Annotated in this window: 10 protein-coding genes and 1 pseudogene; 4 read left to right on the top strand and 7 right to left on the bottom strand. The window is 56.2% G+C overall.

The window, feature by feature from the left end:
* Nucleotides 1-170: 170 nt before the first annotated feature.
* On the bottom strand, nucleotides 171-581 hold the full coding sequence (gene cadR, locus O987_RS28115; protein ID WP_019042261.1) for a Cd(II)/Pb(II)-responsive transcriptional regulator: 411 nt from the start codon (nucleotides 579-581) through the stop codon (nucleotides 171-173).
* Between the two features lie 314 nt (nucleotides 582-895).
* Between cadR and O987_RS14300 the strand changes: the two genes are divergently transcribed.
* Together O987_RS14300 and O987_RS14295 are read left to right on the top strand one after the other, a co-directional pair.
* Complete coding sequence (locus tag O987_RS14300) at nucleotides 896-3,586, top strand: heavy metal translocating P-type ATPase (protein ID WP_326998620.1); 2,691 nt, start codon at nucleotides 896-898, stop codon at nucleotides 3,584-3,586.
* A gap of 64 nt (nucleotides 3,587-3,650) precedes the next feature.
* Nucleotides 3,651-5,612, top strand: coding sequence for a cytochrome c/FTR1 family iron permease (locus tag O987_RS14295; protein WP_080571243.1), 1,962 nt, complete (start codon nucleotides 3,651-3,653; stop codon nucleotides 5,610-5,612).
* A gap of 96 nt (nucleotides 5,613-5,708) precedes the next feature.
* Here the strand turns inward: O987_RS14295 and O987_RS14290 are convergent, their stop codons facing one another.
* From O987_RS14290 to O987_RS28110, 4 genes and pseudogenes are all read right to left on the bottom strand, one after another.
* Nucleotides 5,709-9,245 carry a CusA/CzcA family heavy metal efflux RND transporter gene (locus O987_RS14290; protein ID WP_029158332.1) on the bottom strand — a complete coding sequence of 1,179 codons (3,537 nt, stop codon included), beginning with the start codon at nucleotides 9,243-9,245 and terminating at the stop codon, nucleotides 5,709-5,711.
* Nucleotides 9,242-10,764: pseudogene (locus O987_RS14285) on the bottom strand (efflux RND transporter periplasmic adaptor subunit). Before O987_RS14285 ends, O987_RS14290 begins: the two are co-directional and overlap by 4 nt.
* A complete protein-coding gene (locus O987_RS14280; RefSeq protein WP_029158333.1) occupies nucleotides 10,761-11,993 on the bottom strand; it encodes a TolC family protein in 1,233 nt (410 codons plus the stop codon). Before O987_RS14280 ends, O987_RS14285 begins: the two are co-directional and overlap by 4 nt.
* A gap of 920 nt (nucleotides 11,994-12,913) precedes the next feature.
* Complete coding sequence (locus O987_RS28110; protein WP_019042267.1) at nucleotides 12,914-13,258, bottom strand: DUF4148 domain-containing protein; 345 nt, start codon at nucleotides 13,256-13,258, stop codon at nucleotides 12,914-12,916.
* Nucleotides 13,259-13,555: 297 nt separating this feature from the next.
* On the opposite strand from O987_RS28110, the gene O987_RS14270 reads away from it, so the two are divergent.
* Nucleotides 13,556-13,840: a heavy-metal-associated domain-containing protein gene (locus O987_RS14270; protein WP_003055071.1), complete on the top strand. Its 285-nt coding sequence runs from the start codon at nucleotides 13,556-13,558 to the stop codon at nucleotides 13,838-13,840.
* A gap of 40 nt (nucleotides 13,841-13,880) precedes the next feature.
* On the opposite strand, the gene O987_RS14265 is transcribed toward O987_RS14270, so the two are convergent.
* Together O987_RS14265 and O987_RS14260 are read right to left on the bottom strand one after the other, a co-directional pair.
* Complete coding sequence (locus tag O987_RS14265) at nucleotides 13,881-15,284, bottom strand: heavy metal sensor histidine kinase (protein ID WP_019042268.1); 1,404 nt, start codon at nucleotides 15,282-15,284, stop codon at nucleotides 13,881-13,883.
* Nucleotides 15,285-15,968, bottom strand: coding sequence for a heavy metal response regulator transcription factor (locus O987_RS14260; protein ID WP_019042269.1), 684 nt, complete (start codon nucleotides 15,966-15,968; stop codon nucleotides 15,285-15,287). It lies immediately after the preceding gene.
* A 366-nt stretch (nucleotides 15,969-16,334) separates the two neighbouring features.
* Here O987_RS14260 and O987_RS14255 point away from each other — a divergent pair, with 366 nt between their 5' ends.
* Complete coding sequence (locus O987_RS14255) at nucleotides 16,335-18,224, top strand: copper resistance system multicopper oxidase (RefSeq protein WP_043372992.1); 1,890 nt, start codon at nucleotides 16,335-16,337, stop codon at nucleotides 18,222-18,224.

The raw sequence follows: 18,224 nt of genomic DNA, 5'->3' as shown, positions 1-18,224 counted from the left end.
CAATCGGCCATGACCAGTCATTCGATGATCTGCCAAAGAGCCGCCCATTAGCAGTCGTAGATGCAACACACTAACTACCGCTTAGGCGGTAGGAGTGTTGCAATCTTGTGTGTAGCTGTATGGCGCAAGCGTCTCCGATCTCCACGTCCGTCAAGCCTTTGCTATCACAGTCATACGGGATGAATCTGAAGGTGCTCATTTAGGCCGGCAAGGATTCCGCAATGTTGAGCAGTTCGCTCCTCACCACAGCGTTTGCGTAGATCTTGGAGTTGCTTTTGTAGAAGATGCAACTCCTTAATTCGCTCATAGACTTGGCTGATATGCGCATCCAGCAAGGCGTTGACATCACCACAAGCAGCACCGGGGTCGTCTCGAAACCGAAGTAGTACACGCACCTCGGCGAGAGACATGTCTAGGCTGCGGCAATGGCGAATCATTTGAAGTCGCTCCAGATGCGAAGATTCGTAGATCCGAAAGTTCCCTTGGGTCCGAGCAGGTGCAGGCAACAATCCTTCTCGCTCATAAAAGCGAATTGTTTCTACCGGCGTGGACGAGGAGACGGAAAGCTCGCCAATTTTCATCGAGTGCTCGCAAAGTGAATGCTTGGAAATTTTAAGGTTTTTGGGCTTGACTCTGTAGTAGGTACAGGTTTTCTAATGATGTCATGAGTACCACTCCTACATGCCTAACACCTTCGACAACCGCTTCACACGAGCCTGCTACCTGCTCGGGCGGTTGCTCATTAAGTTGTATCGACGACCAGTCAATCGAGCAGTCCAGTGTTCCAGAGGCAAAGGCAGTGCCATTTCTGAGCTTGCGCATCCCTTCCATGGATTGCCCAAACGAAGAACGCCCAATTCGGAACGCCGTAGAGCGAATCGCTGGTGTCACTGGGATGCGCTTTGATTTGGCTCAGCGCACCCTGTCTGTGGATGCCTCTAGCGCTTCTTGGCCGGTGGTAATTGAGGCGATCAGAGGGTTGGGCTTTCAGGTCGAGCCCTTAGCCCCGCTGTCCAAACAAGATGCCTGCAAAACGGATATCTCAACTGGAAGCACACACTGTGGAGATTCCCCTTGCAGTAGCGCTGCATGTGAAGTGACGTCTCCCATTGCTGCGCAGCCGAATGCTGATGTGAGTCCGAAGGAATTGCGACTGCACATTCCATCAATGGACTGCCCTAACGAGGAGCGACCTATTCGAGCCGCAGTGGAGCAGGTTGTCGGCGTGTCGGGAATGCGTTTCGATTTGGCACAGCGCAAGCTGTTCGTAGATGCCACCCAGACATCCTGGCCTTCGGTGATCGAAGCGATCAATCGACTAGGGTTTGAAGCTGAGCCAGAAACGTCGAATTCTCAGTTGCAAGCTGACTTAGTTGCACGCGTATCCAATAGCTCGTGTGAGGGCACAAGCTGCGGAGGCTCGGCATGTGAAACACCCCTTACGCTCCCAGTCTCAACCGCAAAGGTTGATGCAATCGAGGGCGGATTACTTCTGAGAGTACCCGCGATGGACTGCCCTACAGAAGAAGGGCAGATCCGTCGCGCACTCGAAGGCATTTCGGGAGTGCGGAGACTGCAGTTCAATCTACCCGCACGCATGTTGTCCGTAGACGCCCCTGAGTCGGCCAAAGACTCGATCATCCAGGAGCTGTTGAACGCTGGATTCAAGTCTGAAGTGCTTAGTGCTCCCTTGTCGGCAGAGCAAACGGCTCAAGCTCAACGCACTGAATTGAATCGCCTGATCGCAGCATTGGTAGTTGCAATACTCGCAGAAGGCGTCCACTTTTTTGCGCCCGACAGCCTGCCGTGGAAGGGGCTTGGTATGGGCGTCGCGGCGATGGCCATTGCACTATCTGGACTTTCTGTTTTCAAGAAAGGGCTTGGTGCGCTATTGCGGTGGCAGTTAAATATCAATGCGCTGATGAGCGTCGCAGTGATTGGCGCATTTCTCATCGGACAATGGCCTGAGGCCGCGATGGTCATGGCGCTGTATTCGTTGGCCGAACTGATTGAGGCTCGGTCAGTAGATCGAGCGCGCAACGCCATCGCCGGCTTGCTGGCATTGTCGCCGTCACAGGCGGAGATTCAGCAGCCGGATGGCTCTTGGAGCGCCTTGGACGCGAAACTGGTGCCAGTTGGATCATTGGCGCGCGTGAAACCAGGTGAACGGTTTGCTTTGGATGGACGTGTCATTGCAGGCAACAGTGCGGTAGATCAATCTCCTGTCACAGGGGAAAGCGTTCCCGTGGATAAAAGTCCAGGCGACGATGTCTATGCTGGCACTATCAACCAAAGTGGCTCGCTGGAATTTCGTATCACTAGACCGGCAAGCGACACTGTGTTGGCGCGGATCATTCATGCGGTAGAAGAGGCACAGAGCCAACGCGCCCCAACACAACGGTTCGTGGATAAGTTTGCAGCCGTCTACACGCCAGCAGTCTTCGTAATGGCTCTAGCGGTCGCTCTTGGAACGCCCTTGTTTTTGGGGTGGGAGTGGATGACAGCAATCTACAAGGCACTGGTCCTTCTGGTAATCGCCTGCCCATGCGCCTTGGTCATTTCCACCCCAGTAACTGTTGTCAGTGGACTCGCCGCAGCTGCTCGTCGAGGCATCCTCATCAAGGGAGGAGCGTACTTGGAACAGGCTCGTCAGCTGTCTATGCTCGGACTGGATAAGACGGGAACTCTTACCGAGGGGCGTCCCAAGCTTGTGTTTAGCAAAGTGCTATCCACTGTCAGCAGCGAAGCCGATGTTCTGAGCTGGGCTAAGAGCCTAGCGGAGCGCTCTGACCATCCCGTGTCTAAGGCCGTTGTTAACGGTTTGGCAAATGATGCGATAGAGGTTCAGAACTTCGCTGCGGAACTGGGCAAAGGAGTTCACGGGAGCATTGGTGGCGTGAATTACGTGCTGGGCAATCATCGCTGGATTCACGAACGCGGTCAGTGTTCATCTGAACTTGAAGCGGCCCTGCGAGAACAAGAGTTGCAAGGTCGCACACTGTCGTTGTTTGCCAATGACAGTGAAGTACTCGCAGTATTTGCGGTCGCTGATACCACCAAGGAATCCAGTCGGCAAGCCATTGCTGAATTGAAGGCCTTGGGTGTACAGACGGTCATGCTGACCGGCGATAACGAAGCCACAGCAGCAGCGATCGGACGAGAGGTTGGTATCAATGAAGTGCGTGCCAATCTGTTGCCGCAGGACAAACAGTCCTGGGTCGCGCAGATGGCTGAAGGTCACGTCGTCGGTATGGTTGGCGATGGCGTGAACGACAGTCCTTCGCTCGCGGCTGCCTCGATTGGATTTTCCATGGGGGCCGCTGGTACAGATACGGCTAAGGAAGCTGCCGATGTTCTGATCATGAACGACGATCTGCGCAAGGTGGCTGAAACCATTCGTCTTTCCAAACGAACCCATGCAATCCTTTGGCAAAACATCACCATTGCCCTTGGTATCAAAGCCGTATTCTTTGCTTCTGCAGTCTTTGGCAACGCCTCGATGTGGATGGCTGTCTTTGCAGATATGGGGGCTAGCTTGTTGGTGGTTTTCAATGGCCTTCGCCTTCTTAAAGCCTCCCGCGTTTAACTAGCGTTGCTCAACGCAATTTTTCGGCCCGCAAGACGGGCCTGCTTTTCGCTCAGGAACAAAAATGAGTCGTACTTACGTGGCATACCCAGCCACCTCTCACGTTGCACGAAAGGTTCTTGCAACTTGCCTATTGCTTCTCGCAGTGAGTTGGGCTGCAGTTGCCAGTGCTTCTGAAGCTGACGTGCGTCGTGTGTGGCAGATACTTGACTATCTCGCGGTGGACTATGGCGGTGCTGTGCAAGATGGAAAGGTGATCGCACCATCTGAGTATGACGAAATGCAGGAGTTTGCACAGACAGCTCGCAACAAGATCAGTTCTCTGGAGGAAAAGCCGGAGCGCCAGACGCTACTGAAAGAGAGCGAAGCTCTACAGGCTGCAATTGCGACCAAGTCAGATCCTGCTACTGTGGGGAGCTTGGCAAAGGGCCTAGCCAATCACGTGATTGCCGTATATCCAGTCCCACTGGCCCCGACCTCAGTTCCGAATCTCCAATTGGGTGCTTCTGTGTATGCGGCCAACTGTGCTGCTTGTCATGGTGCATCAGGAAATGGGGACGGAGTTTTAGCCAAGCAGCTTGACCCCAAACCCATTGCGTTCACGGACCATGACCGTGCCCGTCAGCGCAGTGTTTTCGCGCTCTACCAGGCGGTGAGTCAGGGAATCGCAGGTACAGCAATGCCCGCATTTGCACAGCTTTCAGAGGAGGACCGTTGGTCTGTGGCGATGTTCCTAGGAACTTTCGCTCATGATGATCACCAACGCCAACAAGGGCAGCTACTTTGGAAGGAGTCAGAGAAGATCCGGACTGAGGTCGCAGGCATGGATCATTTTGTTCGTCTAACTGAGGCAGAGTTGGCGGACTCTCTGGGAGAGGACCAGGCCAAGGCCACTGTAGCTTTTCTTCAGGCTCATCCGGATTCGCTTTCTGCTCCGCGTGTAAAGAGCCTGACGCTTGCCCGTGAACGACTGAATCAGAGTGTTGCAGCCATCAAGGACGGCAAACCAAAGGAGGCAGCCGAGTTTGCTTTGTCTTCCTATTTAGATGGAGTCGAGCCCTTCGAACAAGCTCTGGCAACAAGAGACGGAACACTGAAGACCCGCATTGAAGTGGCTATGGGTCAGTATCGCTCGTTGATTGCGTCGAAGGCTTCGGCTCAAGAGATTGAAACGGCAGCTATCGGTATTCAGGATCTATTTAATGCGGCGGATCAGGTTCTCACTGAATCTAGCACTGACGCGACCGCGGCATTCTTCGGCAGCTTGACTATCCTACTTCGTGAGGGCCTCGAAGCGCTTTTAGTCGTTGTCGCAATGATCGCCTTCCTGCGCCAGGCAAAGCGTCCTGATGTTCTGCCTTATGTACACGCTGGCTGGCTCGGAGCATTGGCTGCAGGTGGCGTCACCTGGGCTATTGCGACGTATGCAGTTTCGATCAGCGGTGCCAATCGTGAGGTCACCGAAGGGCTTTCCAGCCTGTTTGCAGCGGCAGTGCTTTTGAGTGTGGGTATCTGGATGCACCAAAAGAGCGTCGCTGGTCAGTGGCAGGCGTATCTGCGAGAGCGCATGTCTGCTGCACTGAATCGCCGTTCGGCCTTCTTTATGTTTGGTCTGGCATTCGTCGCCGTGTACCGTGAAGTATTCGAGACCATCTTGTTCTTCGCCGCAATGTGGGGCCAAGGAAATGATGGAGCAATCCTTGCAGGCCTTGGGGTGGGCGTGCTGTGTCTTGCGCTGATAACGGTTCTGCTGCTGCGATACAGCGCCAAGCTGCCAATTGGTAAATTCTTCTCTGTAAGTTCTTGGCTGGTCGCAGTTTTGGCGGTGGTGTTAACCGGGAAGGGAATTGCCGCGTTGCAGGAAGCAGGATGGATTGCTCCCAGTGCTTTGCCAGCACCTCGTTTGGAAGTGTTAGGCATTTTCCCTTCAGTGATCGGGCTTGTCGCGCAGGGCCTGGTTCTTCTGTTCGTGCTGGCCTTCTTTTTCCGAAATGCTCAACGGAAGCCGGAAAATATAGCGCAATGACGGATAGCAGACCTGATGCATAGCTATCAGGGTTTGCGGTTTAAACGAGGCTTTACAACAAAGGGACTGCGATTTACATGGCAGTCCCTTTTTCTATCAATGGTTCGGTTTCAGTTCCGTGACCATCGCCTTGCCCTTGATAGCCTCGGCCTGGAATTTAACCTTGTCGCCGACCTTCAGGCCGTCGAGCATCTTTTTGTCGGCTACCTCAAATCCCATGGTCATGGCAGGCATGGCCAGGTTCGGAATATCTCCGTGACGCAATACGATGAGGTTCTTTTGAGCGTCGATTTTGCGAACCTCGCCATCAACGAGGGGCATGCTGGCCGAAGTGGCTCGGGCTGCAGGCTGCATCGGCATTTTCATGTCCTGCGCATGAGTTGTTGTGAACGCTGCTAACGCGACGGCTGCGGTAAGGATGTGGGCTGTTTTCATGGTTCTATCTTCCAAGGTGTAATGGTTATGAAGCCTTGATTGCAGATGCTTCAAGGTTTGAGGGGGGGGGCGCTCTGCAGTTGGACGCTTGCGATGGATCAAGTACCAGGCAGCTGGGATGACCAGCATGCTCAGGAGCGGGGCTGTGACCATGCCGCCGACCATCGGAGCGGCGATGCGGGTCATAACTTCCGAGCCGGTGCCGTGTCCAACCAGAATGGGAAGCAGACCCGCCATCACTACCGCTACGGTCATGGCCTTCGGCCGCACGCGCATGACGGCTCCCTCGCGAATGGCGGCCAGCAACGTTGCCTCATTGTCCGGCTCGCCTGCGGCCAGATGCTGTTTCCAGGCGTTCTGCAGGTAGACCAGCATCACGACGCCAAACTCGGCGGCAACGCCGGCCAGGGCAATGAACCCCACGGCCGAGGCCACTGACACTGCGTGACCGAGCGCCCAGATGAACCAGAACCCACCGACCAGCGAGAATGGAACTGCTGCCATGACCAATGCGGCATCGCCTGCGCTGCGAAACAGCACGTAGAGCAGCATGAAGATGACGGCCAAAGTGAGTGGTACGACGATTTTCAGGCGTTCCGTAGCCCGCTCCAAATACTCGAATTGGCCAGACCACGACAAGGCATAGCCGGCAGGCATTGCCACCTGCTTGGCGACAACGGCTTGCATGTCATGGACGACGGAGCGCAAGTCCCGGCCACGCACATCCACATACACCCAGCCCGAGAGTCGTGCGTTTTCGCTACGGATCATGGGCGGGCCTTCTGCGATGACGATCTTGGCGACGTCCTGCAGGAGCACGGTGGCGCCTTTGTCAGTCACGAAAGGCAGCTTGCGCAGGCGTTCCAGCGAATCGCGGATTTCGCGCGGGTAGCGGACGTTCACCGGAAAGCGCTCTCGACCTTGAATGACTTCTCCGACATTCTCACCACCGATGGCGGTGGCTATGACCGCCTGCACGTCGGCCACAGAAAGTCCGAACCGTGCAGCGGCTTGTCGGTCTACATCCACGTCAATGTACCGGCCCCCAGTCAAGCGTTCGGCCAATGCGGAAGAAACACCAGGCACTCCGCGCACGGCGGATTCAATCTGTGCCGCGAGCTTGTCGATGGTGGCGAGGTCTGGTCCGGCGACCTTAATACCCACGGGGCTCTTGATGCCGGTGGCCAGCATGTCGATGCGGTTGCGGATGGGCGGCACCCATACGTTAGACAGGCCCGGCACCTTGACCACCCGGTCGAGTTCCTCGACCAGTTTCTCTGGCGTCATGCCAGGGCGCCATTGCTCGCGCGATTTGAACTGGATGGTGGTCTCGAACATTTCCAATGGCGCTGGATCGGTGGCGGTATCGGCCCGTCCCGCCTTGCCGAACACACGCTTAACCTCGGGCACTGTTTTGATAAGCCGGTCTGTCTGTTGCAACAACTCTGCGGCCTTTGAGACCGAAATACCAGGCAACGCCGAGGGCATGTACAGCAGATCGCCTTCGTCCAGCGGCGGCATGAACTCACCGCCCAGCCGCATGACCGGAATTGCGGTGATAGCCAGGGCCAATGCCGCTGCCAGCAGCGTTGCTATAGGGAAGCGCAAGACTAGCTCGAGAGCCGGTCGGTAGAGCGCAATCAGGCCGCGATTGATCGGGTTCGCAGTTTCCTTAGGTATGCGCCCGCGAATGAGGTATCCCATCAGCACCGGAACCAGCGTTATCGAGAGGCCGGCAGCAGCAGCCATCGCGTAGGTCTTGGTGAAGGCTAGCGGCGAGAACAGCCGTCCTTCTTGGGCCTCCAGTGTGAACACGGGCAGGAATGACAGGGTGATGACCAGCAACGAAAAGAACAGCGCTGGGCCAACCTCCACGGCCGATTGAGCGATCAGTTCCCAGCGCTCGGCCACGGACGGCGGGCGTCCATGTCGTTCTTCAAAGTGCTCCAGATGCTTGTGCGCAGCTTCGACCAAGACCACAGAGGCGTCGACCATGGCCCCTAGAGCAATGGCCACACCGCCCAGCGAGAGAATGTTCGCGCTCACGCCTTGCCAGTGCATCACGCCGAAAGCCGCTAGCACCCCAATAGGCAGCGTTACAACGGCCACCAGCGCGGAGCGCAGGTGGAATAGGAAGATGGCACAGACTACGGCGACGACGGCGAACTCCTCCAGGAGCTTGACACGCAGGTTGTCGACCGCACGATCAATGAGCTGGGAGCGGTCATAGGTTTCCACCACCTCAACGCCTTTGGGCAGACTGGGCTTTAGCTTCTCCAGCTTGGCTTTGACGGCTTCGATGGTGGCACGGGCATTCTTTCCGGAGCGCATGACCACCACACCGCCCGTGACTTCACCCTCGCCATCCAGTTCGGCGATGCCTCGGCGCATTTCTGGGCCAATCTGGACGGTGGCCACGTCTTTCAGCAGCACAGGTGTCGCTCCGCTGAGGGTGAGCGGGATGGTACGGAAGTCCTCCAGTGATTGAAGGAATCCGCGCGAGCGCACCATGTACTCGGTCTCGGCCATTTCCACTACCGAACCGCCCGACGACTGATTGGCCTTCTGCAGAGCCTGCACGACCATGGACTGCGTAATGCCGAGCACTCGCATCCGGTCCGGGTCGAGCACCACCTGGTATTGGCGGACCATGCCGCCGATGCTGGCGACTTCTGCCACATCCGGAACGGTTTTCAGCTCGAATTTCAGAAACCAGTCGTTGAGGGCTCTCAGCTGTCCAATATCGTTATGGCCGCTGCGGTCGACCAGCGCGTACTCGTAGACCCAGCCCACACCTGTGGCATCCGGGCCTAGCGCGGCTGTCGCACCTACTGGTAAGCGGCTTTGCACCTGGTTCAGATACTCCACCACCCGTGACCGTGCCCAGTACGGATCGGTCTTGTCGTCGAACAGGATGTAGACGAAGGAGTCGCCAAAGAACGAATAGCCTCGGACGGTTTTAGCCCCAGGTACGCTCAACATGGTCGTGGTCAGCGGGTAGGTCACGAGGTCTTCCACCACCTGAGGTGGTTTGCCTGGATAGGTGGTGCGGACGATTACCTGCACGTCGCTCAGGTCTGGCAGTGCATCGACTGGAGTGCGAGATGCCGACCAGATGCCTGCCGCCACAAGGAACGCTGTGACGACCAACACCAAAAAGCGGTTGGCGATGGACCAACGGATAAGGGTAGCAATCACTTGGCGCCTCCGGTGGTTCCTGCGTCACTGCCGCTTTTCTGCACGGAGACGACTTCCCAATCTAGGGGCCCGCCTTTTCGGAACTCGAAGCGCACCAGATCTCCTGGCTTCAAACCCGTGAGCGTTATCGAGTCGGCCTTGCCAAAGCTCATTGTCATGGCGGGCCACTTGAGTTTGGGTACGGGACCATGCGAGATCGTGATCCCGTCGTCATCGATGCTTTCCACCTTGCCCTCGGCGCGGTAGATGTCCGAGGCTTCGGTGGCCGTAGCAGGCACAGGTTGGGGTTGGCCGGCTTCCATGGCTCCCAGAGCTGACTTGAGCCGCGCTTCGGAGTCCACCAGGAATTGGCCGCTGGTAATTACTTCCTCGCCTTCGCGCAAGCCTTGCAGCACCTCCAATTGATCACCCAAGTCCTCGCCCAGTTTGATTTCCCGAGGCTCGAAGTTGTCAGACTCCTTGCGGACGATGACCAATGCACGGGTGCCGGTACGGATGACGGCTTCAGCAGGCACGACCAGGCGAGAGGTTGGAGCCCCGCCAACCTGCAAGCGCAGCAGCAACCCCGGTATCAGTTTGCCGCTGCGGTTATCGACCTCGAATCGTGCCTGCAAGGTGCGCGTGCTGGCGTTGACCTGCGGTAGGATCTCCTTCAATTCGCCGTCGAAGGTTTGGGATGCATCGGCTTGCAGAACGGCCTTGACCTTCTGGCCACGCGTCAGGCGTACGGCTTGTGCCTCCGGCACTTCAGCTACGGCCCAGACCTTTTCCAGGCCGGAGATGCGGAATAACGTCAGGCCAGGTGACACCTGGGCTCCTTCCCGAACACCGAGTTCCGTCACCACGCCATTTACCGGAGCCTGCAAGGGGTAGCGAGCCTGGGCGACCCCGGTTTCCTCAGTCTTGCGGACCAGTTCTGCGGGGATGGACATGGCGCGCATGCGCTCACGTGCTGCCGTAATAAGTTCCAGGGGCACACCTGCGCGCTTGAGTGCGAGCAGCTCGTTCTGCGGACCCAGCCACTCTGGCGCAAAAATGGTGGCCAGCGCCTGACCTTTCCGCACTTGCTCCATTGGAGCACGTACTGCCAAATGCTCGACATAGCCGGTAACACGGCTCTGGACAGCGACACTCAGACGCTCATCGAACTGTACCGTTCCAACGGCATCGAACGACGCACCGATGTTGGCTCGCTTGACCATCGTGGTCCGGATGCCGAGGTTCTGCTGCACCGTTGAGCTGACTTTGACACCTGTGTCATTGGCATCGTCCGCATAGACGGGCACCAATTGCATGTCCATGAATGGCGACTTGCCGGGCTTGTCAAAGCGTGGTCCCGGCACCATGGGGTCATGCCAGTAGAGAATCTTGCGCTCGCCTGTGGGAGCCTTGGATTCCGAGGCGGCTACGGCCTGGGGGGGGCAGCGCCTTCGGAGGTCAAGCGGCCAATAAAGAAGCCACCGGCTGCCAGCAGTACGCCTGCCGTAACCAATGAAGTGACCAGTGCTGTGCGCTTCATTGGGCACCTCCATGAGCGATGGGTTTGAGGTTCAGTTGGGCCTGCGTACGTACCAAATCACGCTGCAGTGCGAGGAGTTTTCTCTGAGCTTCGACCTCGGCATGTCGTGCCTCAAACACGGCGGTCAGGGCCAATTGATTTGAGCGGTAGGCTGCCAGGGCGGCGGAAGTGCGCTGTCTGGCCGGAGTCACTACGGAGCCTTGGTATCTCTCGATACGCTGCTGCAGGCGCGCGGCGTCGCTAGTCAAGGTGCGGTAATCGGCCATGGCTGCGCGCATTCCCTCCGTCAGGTCAGCCTCTGCTTTGTCGACCATGGCCAGCTTGGCCGAGGTTTCGCGGTCTTGGCGCTGGCTTGGTGCGATTTGGAGCGGGATGCTGACGCCGACTGAAACCAAATCGGAATAGCCAGTGCGCTGGCCGTAGGACACTTCCCAGGTCCAGTTGGGAGAGCGCTCCTTGGCTGCGACGTTTGCACTCTGGCGAGCAATTTCGACGTCGCTTTTTAAGCCTGCGACGGCTGGATATCTCGCCACGTAGTCCCGCTCCTCGGGAACCGGGAAGGTCGGTGGCTTGTTGAGAGCGTCGGGAAGAACGCCGATCCAGCGTTGCAGACTGACCATGGCTGCAGACTGCTGTTGGCGAACCTCTTCACTTTCATCCTCTGCAATCCCTTTGGCGGATAGGAGTTGCAACGCTTCTGCGCTGTTGCCTGTGGCAGCTGCTATGCGGCTTTTTGCCGCATTCAGCTCCTCGTGCAAGTGATGTTCGGTCTGGGTGGTTAGCTTGAGTGCTTCAGTGGCGAACCAAGCATCGACATACGCCATGCTGGCCTGCAGGCGAGCCTCGGCTTCGGCAATGTCTTTTTGTACGGCGTCGCGGTCGGCTCTTGCACGAGCCGCACCTTCGCGCGCGGCTCGTTTATCGGCGGAGAGCCACTCCTGGCTGACACCGATGCGCTTCATTGTCATGGACTCACGGGTACCGCTGAAGCGGTCTGAGCCGGTAACCGGGAAATTGTCGATGCCGGCCCGCAGCATGGGGTCTGGCAGCTGACCCGCAGCCTGGATGGAATGGACAGAGCCTTGCATCGCCGCCTGGGCTGCGCGGGCTGCTTCGGAGCGTTGGACGGCCAAGCTTATTGCCTGGTCGAATGAAATCGATTCTGCAGCAGCAACGGCCGGCAGAAAGACGGCAGCCAGGGAGGCCGCTCGCAAAAAAATAGGGGACATGGAAACTCCGTGGACGAATGAGGGCATCGCCGGCGTATGGACAAGCCATGCCAGCACCAGTCAGTCGACGGAGTGATCAGACTCTGAGTCTGAGAGTAGAGAGAAAAAGAGGGTCCGGAGGCGGTCGAACCTCCAAGGTGATGGGCCAGGACACTGCAAGTGCAGCATCAAATTCGAGCACTAGCGGCAGTTCCAACACCTGCACGATGGCAGGTAATGACGCCACGGGCAGTTTGACTGCTTCGAAGGTCACATCCGGGGCATTGGTGTACTGATGACACAGAACCGGTTGCTGTTGGTCCATACCTTCGCATGGTATGCCGGCCTCCATCCTGGCCGTCATTGCATCAACGCCTTCCTCCTGTGGGCAGACGTAACCCGCCAACGCCAACTGTGCGAACAGCAGCGAAAGCGCCACAAGGACTGCGGTGGATAGGCGGTGAATGCGACTTCGTAGCATGGCAGCAGTTAGTGTAGTCAATCTACCAGGGGTACGCGGTGAAGGCCATACGTTGCTACCGATCTTTAATTGCTACAGATCTTCGGCAAGCCAGTGGTTAACTCGCATCCTAGGAGCAAACGCTACAGCTGTGTCTGAAGGAAGCGCGACACCGTATGCACAACTCAGTTCTGAAGAAGGCGGTGTCCTGTCCCATCCTCAAGTTAATGGATGAGGAAACATGCAATGTGATGCTCGGTAGCGATATCCGCCTCGGTGAGTCCGCGCATCGTTGAACCCAGTGTCGCCCCCCTAAGTGATGATTGCGATCATCTGGGCCGAAATTCTTCCGGGAAATTTGTAGTTAGCTCAAGCTTATGTTCTACATGCAGAGGCCTCTGTTGCTTGAGGCCTCTGCGGTAGATCGGAACAAAAATGCAGGAAAGAGCTGCATCCGCGATGCATGCGTCTTTGATGGAGATCAGCCTGCAAATGATTGGAGGCGAGCATCTCGCGCAGCTGGCGATTCATTACGCGTTTCGTTGATCACTTGCTCGCGGGTTTTGCTCGATCCTGTCTCGGGAGTTCCACGTGGGAAATTGCTTTCACCGTAAGAAAGGCGGCCCTGCTTCATGGCAGCTTCAGTCTCGGCCTTGACTTGAGCTCGGGTTTTCTGGCTTACAAAGTGCTCCGGATGCACGATCACGCCTTGTTCATTGTTGGCTGGATGCTCGTAGGCTGCAGAGGCCATTCCAGGAAGAGCCAGGGTGACAACGGCAGCAACGCTTGCGAGTACGGAGGAAATGGAGATGCGGTTTTGAGACATGGTTGGCTCCTAAGACAGTTGATGAACACATCTCCTGGACCTTGATCAAGGTGAGGAGAAGATGGGTTGATCTTAGGAGTCGGAGCCCAACAAAATCAGGTCTGTCCGGTGACATTGTTGTCAGCTTTTTCGCGGCAGCTCTTACCCCAAATCTGCATACCAATAAACCCAAAGCGAAAAGCGAAGACCAACGTAGTTGACGTACACAGCGTGCTCCAGTGCATGTGCAGACAGATACTTGACATTCACATCATGTGAAGGATGAAACTTTAGCCACAAGCTTTAAAGGAGTACGTAATGGCTATTTTTCGCATCAATGACATGAAATGTGGTGCCTGTGCCGCGCGGATTCAGCGCTCCATTTTGGCGATCGATGATGAAGCAAAGATCGGAGTGAATGCGCGAGATAAAACGGTGCAAGTCTCTGGCGATCTGAGCGACGCCGACTACATGTTGGCCATCCAGACCGCTGGATACACTCCAGAATTATTGGCGTTAGCCGAAGCCGAGCAGGCAAATGCTGAGAAGCCGCAGACGAAATGCTGCGGCTCAACTTCAGCAAAGACATCTTGCTGCGGATAGTGTCTTCTTGCTTTCAAGAAAAGCCTGTTTTCTGATCTGCTTAGGAAGTCGGCTGCGGAGTGGGGAATTTCAAGGTGAAGCGAGTTCGTCCATCGGCTGAAGTGGCGGTAATGGAGCCTCCATGAGCTTCGGCAATTGCTCGGGTGATGGCCAAACCCAATCCGCTACCGTCTGAGTCCGGATGAGCCCTGGAAGGGTCAGCTCGGTAGAAGCGGTCAAATAACCTGGGCAGGACTTTGGGATCAATGTCCTGCCCTGTATTTTCCACAGTGACAAGTGTCCAGGAAGCTGCGGTCTCAATGTCGATGGTGACCATGCCTGCATGCGGCGTGTAGCGCAAAGCATTAGATAGCAAATTACTCACAGCACGATGGAACATCAGTCGATCACCATCAACGAGTCCATCGCCTTTTAACTTCAAATGAATTTGCTTTTCTTCAGCGACAGCCTCGTAGAACTCCAGCAATGCATACGATTCTTGCTGTGCCGAAAATTGCTCCTTGCGCGGCAGGCTTACGCCCCGTTCAGTTTTGGCCAGAAAAAGCATGTCTGACACCATACGAGCCAAACGCTGAAACTCTTCGGCATTAGAGGCAAGAATGTCTCGGTATGTCGCGGCGTCACGCTTGGATGCCAGCACAACCTGAGTCTGCGTCAACAGGTTGCTGATGGGCGTGCGTAGTTCATGGGCCAGATCAGACGCGAAATCTGTCAGTCGCTGAAAATCGTCCTGCAACCGATCCAGCATGCGATTGAGCTCATGCGCCAAATCGGCCATTTCTACGGGTACAGCCTCGACCGGCATGCGTTCACTCATCTTCTGTCCCGTCACAACGGCCGCACGTGATTTCATTTCTCGCAGCGGTGCCAGCCCTTGTCGAGCGGCGAGCCAAGACAGAAGTGAGCACAGCAAAATTGCTGCGATCACATAAATGGCAAAGCTTGTGCGAATTCCGTTGAGGAATTGAATGTGATGCTTGGTGTCTGCTGCGATCAGTACCTTTAATGGTGACGGTGCGTAGGCCGGTAGCGTCTCAAAGCTCAAGATGTGGAATTCTGCGTCTGCATGCCGCCACACCCCAAACGATCCTTCCTTGTCGATAGAAGCCGAGTTGCGATCCGGCACTGCAAAGCCGGATGCGGGCGATTGAAATACGGTTTCTCCTTGGGCATCTTTCACCTGGACTTGAAGATCCTCGTGATAGTTCAGTGCCTCATTTAAACGCCAACGAGCATCATCGACCGACTTGGTGTTCTGGAGAATTTTCTCGATCAAATGGCGCTTGTCCTGAAGCGTCATTCGGTCCAATTCCACGAAATGCTTTTCTGTAACGACTAGAAATAGGCCGCCTAAACCTAGCACTACGGCTGCCGCAACAGCCGTGAAGCAGAGGGCCAAGCGAATCGTTAAAGAGAGCTTTACCTTGCGAGTGAGACGCTGCACCTATTCCTCCTCGGGGACTTCAAGCACATAGCCCATTCCTCGTACGGTCTGGATCAGTTTGATCGAGTGGCCTTCGTCAATTTTTGCCCGCAGACGGCGCATGGCCACCTCAATGACGTTGGTGTCGCTGTCGAAATTCATGTCCCATACCTGCGATGCGATCAATGAACGTGGCAGCACTTCACCATGTCGGCGCATCAGCAACTCCAAGAGTCCGAACTCTTTGGCTGTGAGGTCAACACGTTTGCCGTTGCGAGATACGCGGCGACGCAGCAGGTCTAGCTCGAGATCTGCAACAGTCAGAGTAGTACCTTCATTGGCCGGATGTCCACGTCTAAGAATAATGCGAACTCTGGCGAGTAGCTCTGCGAAAGAAAACGGCTTTACCAGGTAATCATCAGCGCCGAGCTCTAGTCCTTTGACACGGTCCTCGACATGGTCCCGTGCAGTAAGAAACAGGACCGGCATATGTAGTCCCCGATCACGCAGAGACTGGAGCACCTGCCAACCATTGAGGCCCGGCAGCATGACATCCAAGATCACCAAGGAGTATTCACCTTGCAGAGCCAGATGTAAGCCGTCTGAGCCATTTGGGACGAGGTCAGCAATGTAGCCAGCCTCGGTCAGTCCTTGGCGCAGGTACTCACCTGTTTTAGGCTCATCTTCGACAATCAAAATCCTCATGTACTCGCTCCGCTGCAGTGGACGATCAAGAGTGTGCCGAGTTTGATGCCCTCTGACATGAAGATAAGAAAAATGTAATGTTCCTGAAATCCTGGCGATAGAAAGGCTCAACACGGCCTTGTTGTTCTCTCCTGGGAAGCCATCAAGCGTGGTGAGCAGAGTGAACCTTCTGGTTGCAACGAGGGCATGGCTGGATAGAAGCCCTCTGTCGCACCAAACATGACGCGAGCATTACATGAATGTAATGAATGAGTCACTCCACCGAAATTCAGCACGCCCTAGCATACTGAACATATCGAGCGCTCATTGCATCAGGCAAGCGTTACCGAAAACGAATTTCTTGGAAGCTCTGGAGGATTTCACCTTATGCCGCGTCATTCGCCATTTTTTGTCACTCCCACTCAAGGGTTCTCTCGTCGGCGCTTCGTTCAGGGGCTGGCCGCAGGAGGCGTTCTGGCGGGCCTGTCAACGCAGTCGCTCATGGCATTCGCACAGCAGAGCTCCACAGTCCGCGGGGCCGCTCCGGTGCTGAAGGGTAACGAGTTCGATTTGGTGATCGCCGAGTCCGCAGTGAACTTTACGGGCAAGCCTGGCATGGCGACCACGATCAATGGATCGCTTCCTGCTCCAACCCTGCGCTGGCGAGAGGGTGAGACGGTGACGATTCGCGTCACTAACAAGCTTCGCGAGGCCACTTCTATTCATTGGCACGGCATTATCTTGCCCTACCAGATGGATGGAGTTCCAGGCATCAGCTTTGCGGGCATTCCTCCTGGAGAGACGTTTACCTACCGCTTCAAGGTTCAGCAAAGCGGTTCCTACTGGTATCACTCACATTCAGGCATGCAGGAACTCACCGGCATGTATGGAGCGATCATCATTGATCCCGCAGGACCTGAGACTATCCGTGCAGATCGTGACCATGTCGTGCTCTTCTCTGACTGGACTGACGAAGACCCCATGCGCGTTTTCGCAAAGCTCAAGGTTCAGGGCGACTACTACAACTACAACCAGCCCACGGTCTTTGATTTCTTCCGTGATGCATCGCGTGATGGCGTGTCAGCGGCATTAGACAAGCGCAAGATGTGGAACGAGATGCGCATGAATCCAACGGATTTAGCCGACCTCTCTTCTGCGACCCTGACCTACCTCGCAAATGGCGTCACACCTGCAGGCAATTGGACTGCTCTTTTCCGTCCGGGCGAGCGTGTCCGGCTGCGCATGGTCAACGGCGCGGGCAATACCTTCTATGACGTACGTATACCGGGCCTGAAGCTCACGGTGGTGCATGTTGACGGTGTCGACGTAGAGCCTGTGACTGTCGATGAATTCCGATTCGGCCCTGGCGAAACCATAGACGTGATTGTCGAGCCACGTGATGACGCCTATACGATTTTTGCCCAGTCGATGGACCGAACAGGCTACGCACGCGCTACGTTAGCAGTGCGCGAAGGCCTGCAGGCTCCAGTCCCCGCACTCGATCCCGTCGAATGGCTGGGTATGAGCGACATGATGGGCGCCATGAGCCATGGCAGTTCTGGAGCCGACATGGACATGACCGGCATGTCTGGGATGACCGGCATGTCTGGGATGACGGGTATGGCCGGGATGGCTGGTATGTCGGGGGCAATGGCCGGCATGGATCATGGTGCGATGGCCGGCATGAATCACGGTGGTATGGCGATGGACCATAGTCAGCATGCCAAGCCTGCTGGGAGCTTGGCAGTGCCCAGCACCACCGCACGCCATGCTCGCACTGAATATGGCGCAAGAACAGATATGCGAGTCGATATGGCCCGCACCAATCTTGACGATCCCGGTATCGGTCTGCGCAATAACGGCAGACGGGTGCTGACCTTGGCAGATCTGCATACACCTTCAGGTCCGATGGACTCGCGCGGTCCTGGACGAGAGGTGGAGTTGCACCTGACGGGGAATATGGAGCGATATTCCTGGTCTCTTGATGGATTGGAGTTCGGGCAATCAACGCCTGTTCACTTCCGTCACGGCGAGCGTTTGCGAGTCATCCTGCACAACGACACGATGATGACTCACCCTATGCACTTGCATGGGATGTGGAGTGAACTGGAGAGCCCTGATGGTCGATTCCTCGCCCGTCGACACACCTTGCCAGTACAGCCTGCACAACGCATCAGCTTCTTGGTGACGGCAGATGCTCTGGGGCGCTGGGCATGGCATTGCCACCTGATGTTCCACATGGATGCAGGCATGTTCCGCGAAGTCGTAGTGTCTTGA

Origin of the sequence: Comamonas testosteroni TK102 (assembly GCF_000739375.1) — a bacterium.
In the GTDB taxonomy this organism is placed as follows: domain Bacteria; phylum Pseudomonadota; class Gammaproteobacteria; order Burkholderiales; family Burkholderiaceae_C; genus Comamonas; species Comamonas brasiliensis.
This window is presented reverse-complemented; position numbering and strand designations above follow the sequence as displayed.

Coding starts and splice junctions, on each gene's coding strand:
- O987_RS14255 (WP_043372992.1), top strand. CDS start 16,335: ATGCCGCGTCATTCGCCATTTTTTGTCACTCCCACTCAAGGGTTCTCT.
- O987_RS28110 (WP_019042267.1), bottom strand. CDS start 13,258: ATGTCTCAAAACCGCATCTCCATTTCCTCCGTACTCGCAAGCGTTGCT.
- O987_RS14260 (WP_019042269.1), bottom strand. CDS start 15,968: ATGAGGATTTTGATTGTCGAAGATGAGCCTAAAACAGGTGAGTACCTG.
- O987_RS14270 (WP_003055071.1), top strand. CDS start 13,556: ATGGCTATTTTTCGCATCAATGACATGAAATGTGGTGCCTGTGCCGCG.
- O987_RS14280 (WP_029158333.1), bottom strand. CDS start 11,993: ATGTCCCCTATTTTTTTGCGAGCGGCCTCCCTGGCTGCCGTCTTTCTG.
- O987_RS14295 (WP_080571243.1), top strand. CDS start 3,651: ATGAGTCGTACTTACGTGGCATACCCAGCCACCTCTCACGTTGCACGA.
- O987_RS14300 (WP_326998620.1), top strand. CDS start 896: ATGCGCTTTGATTTGGCTCAGCGCACCCTGTCTGTGGATGCCTCTAGC.
- cadR (WP_019042261.1), bottom strand. CDS start 581: ATGAAAATTGGCGAGCTTTCCGTCTCCTCGTCCACGCCGGTAGAAACA.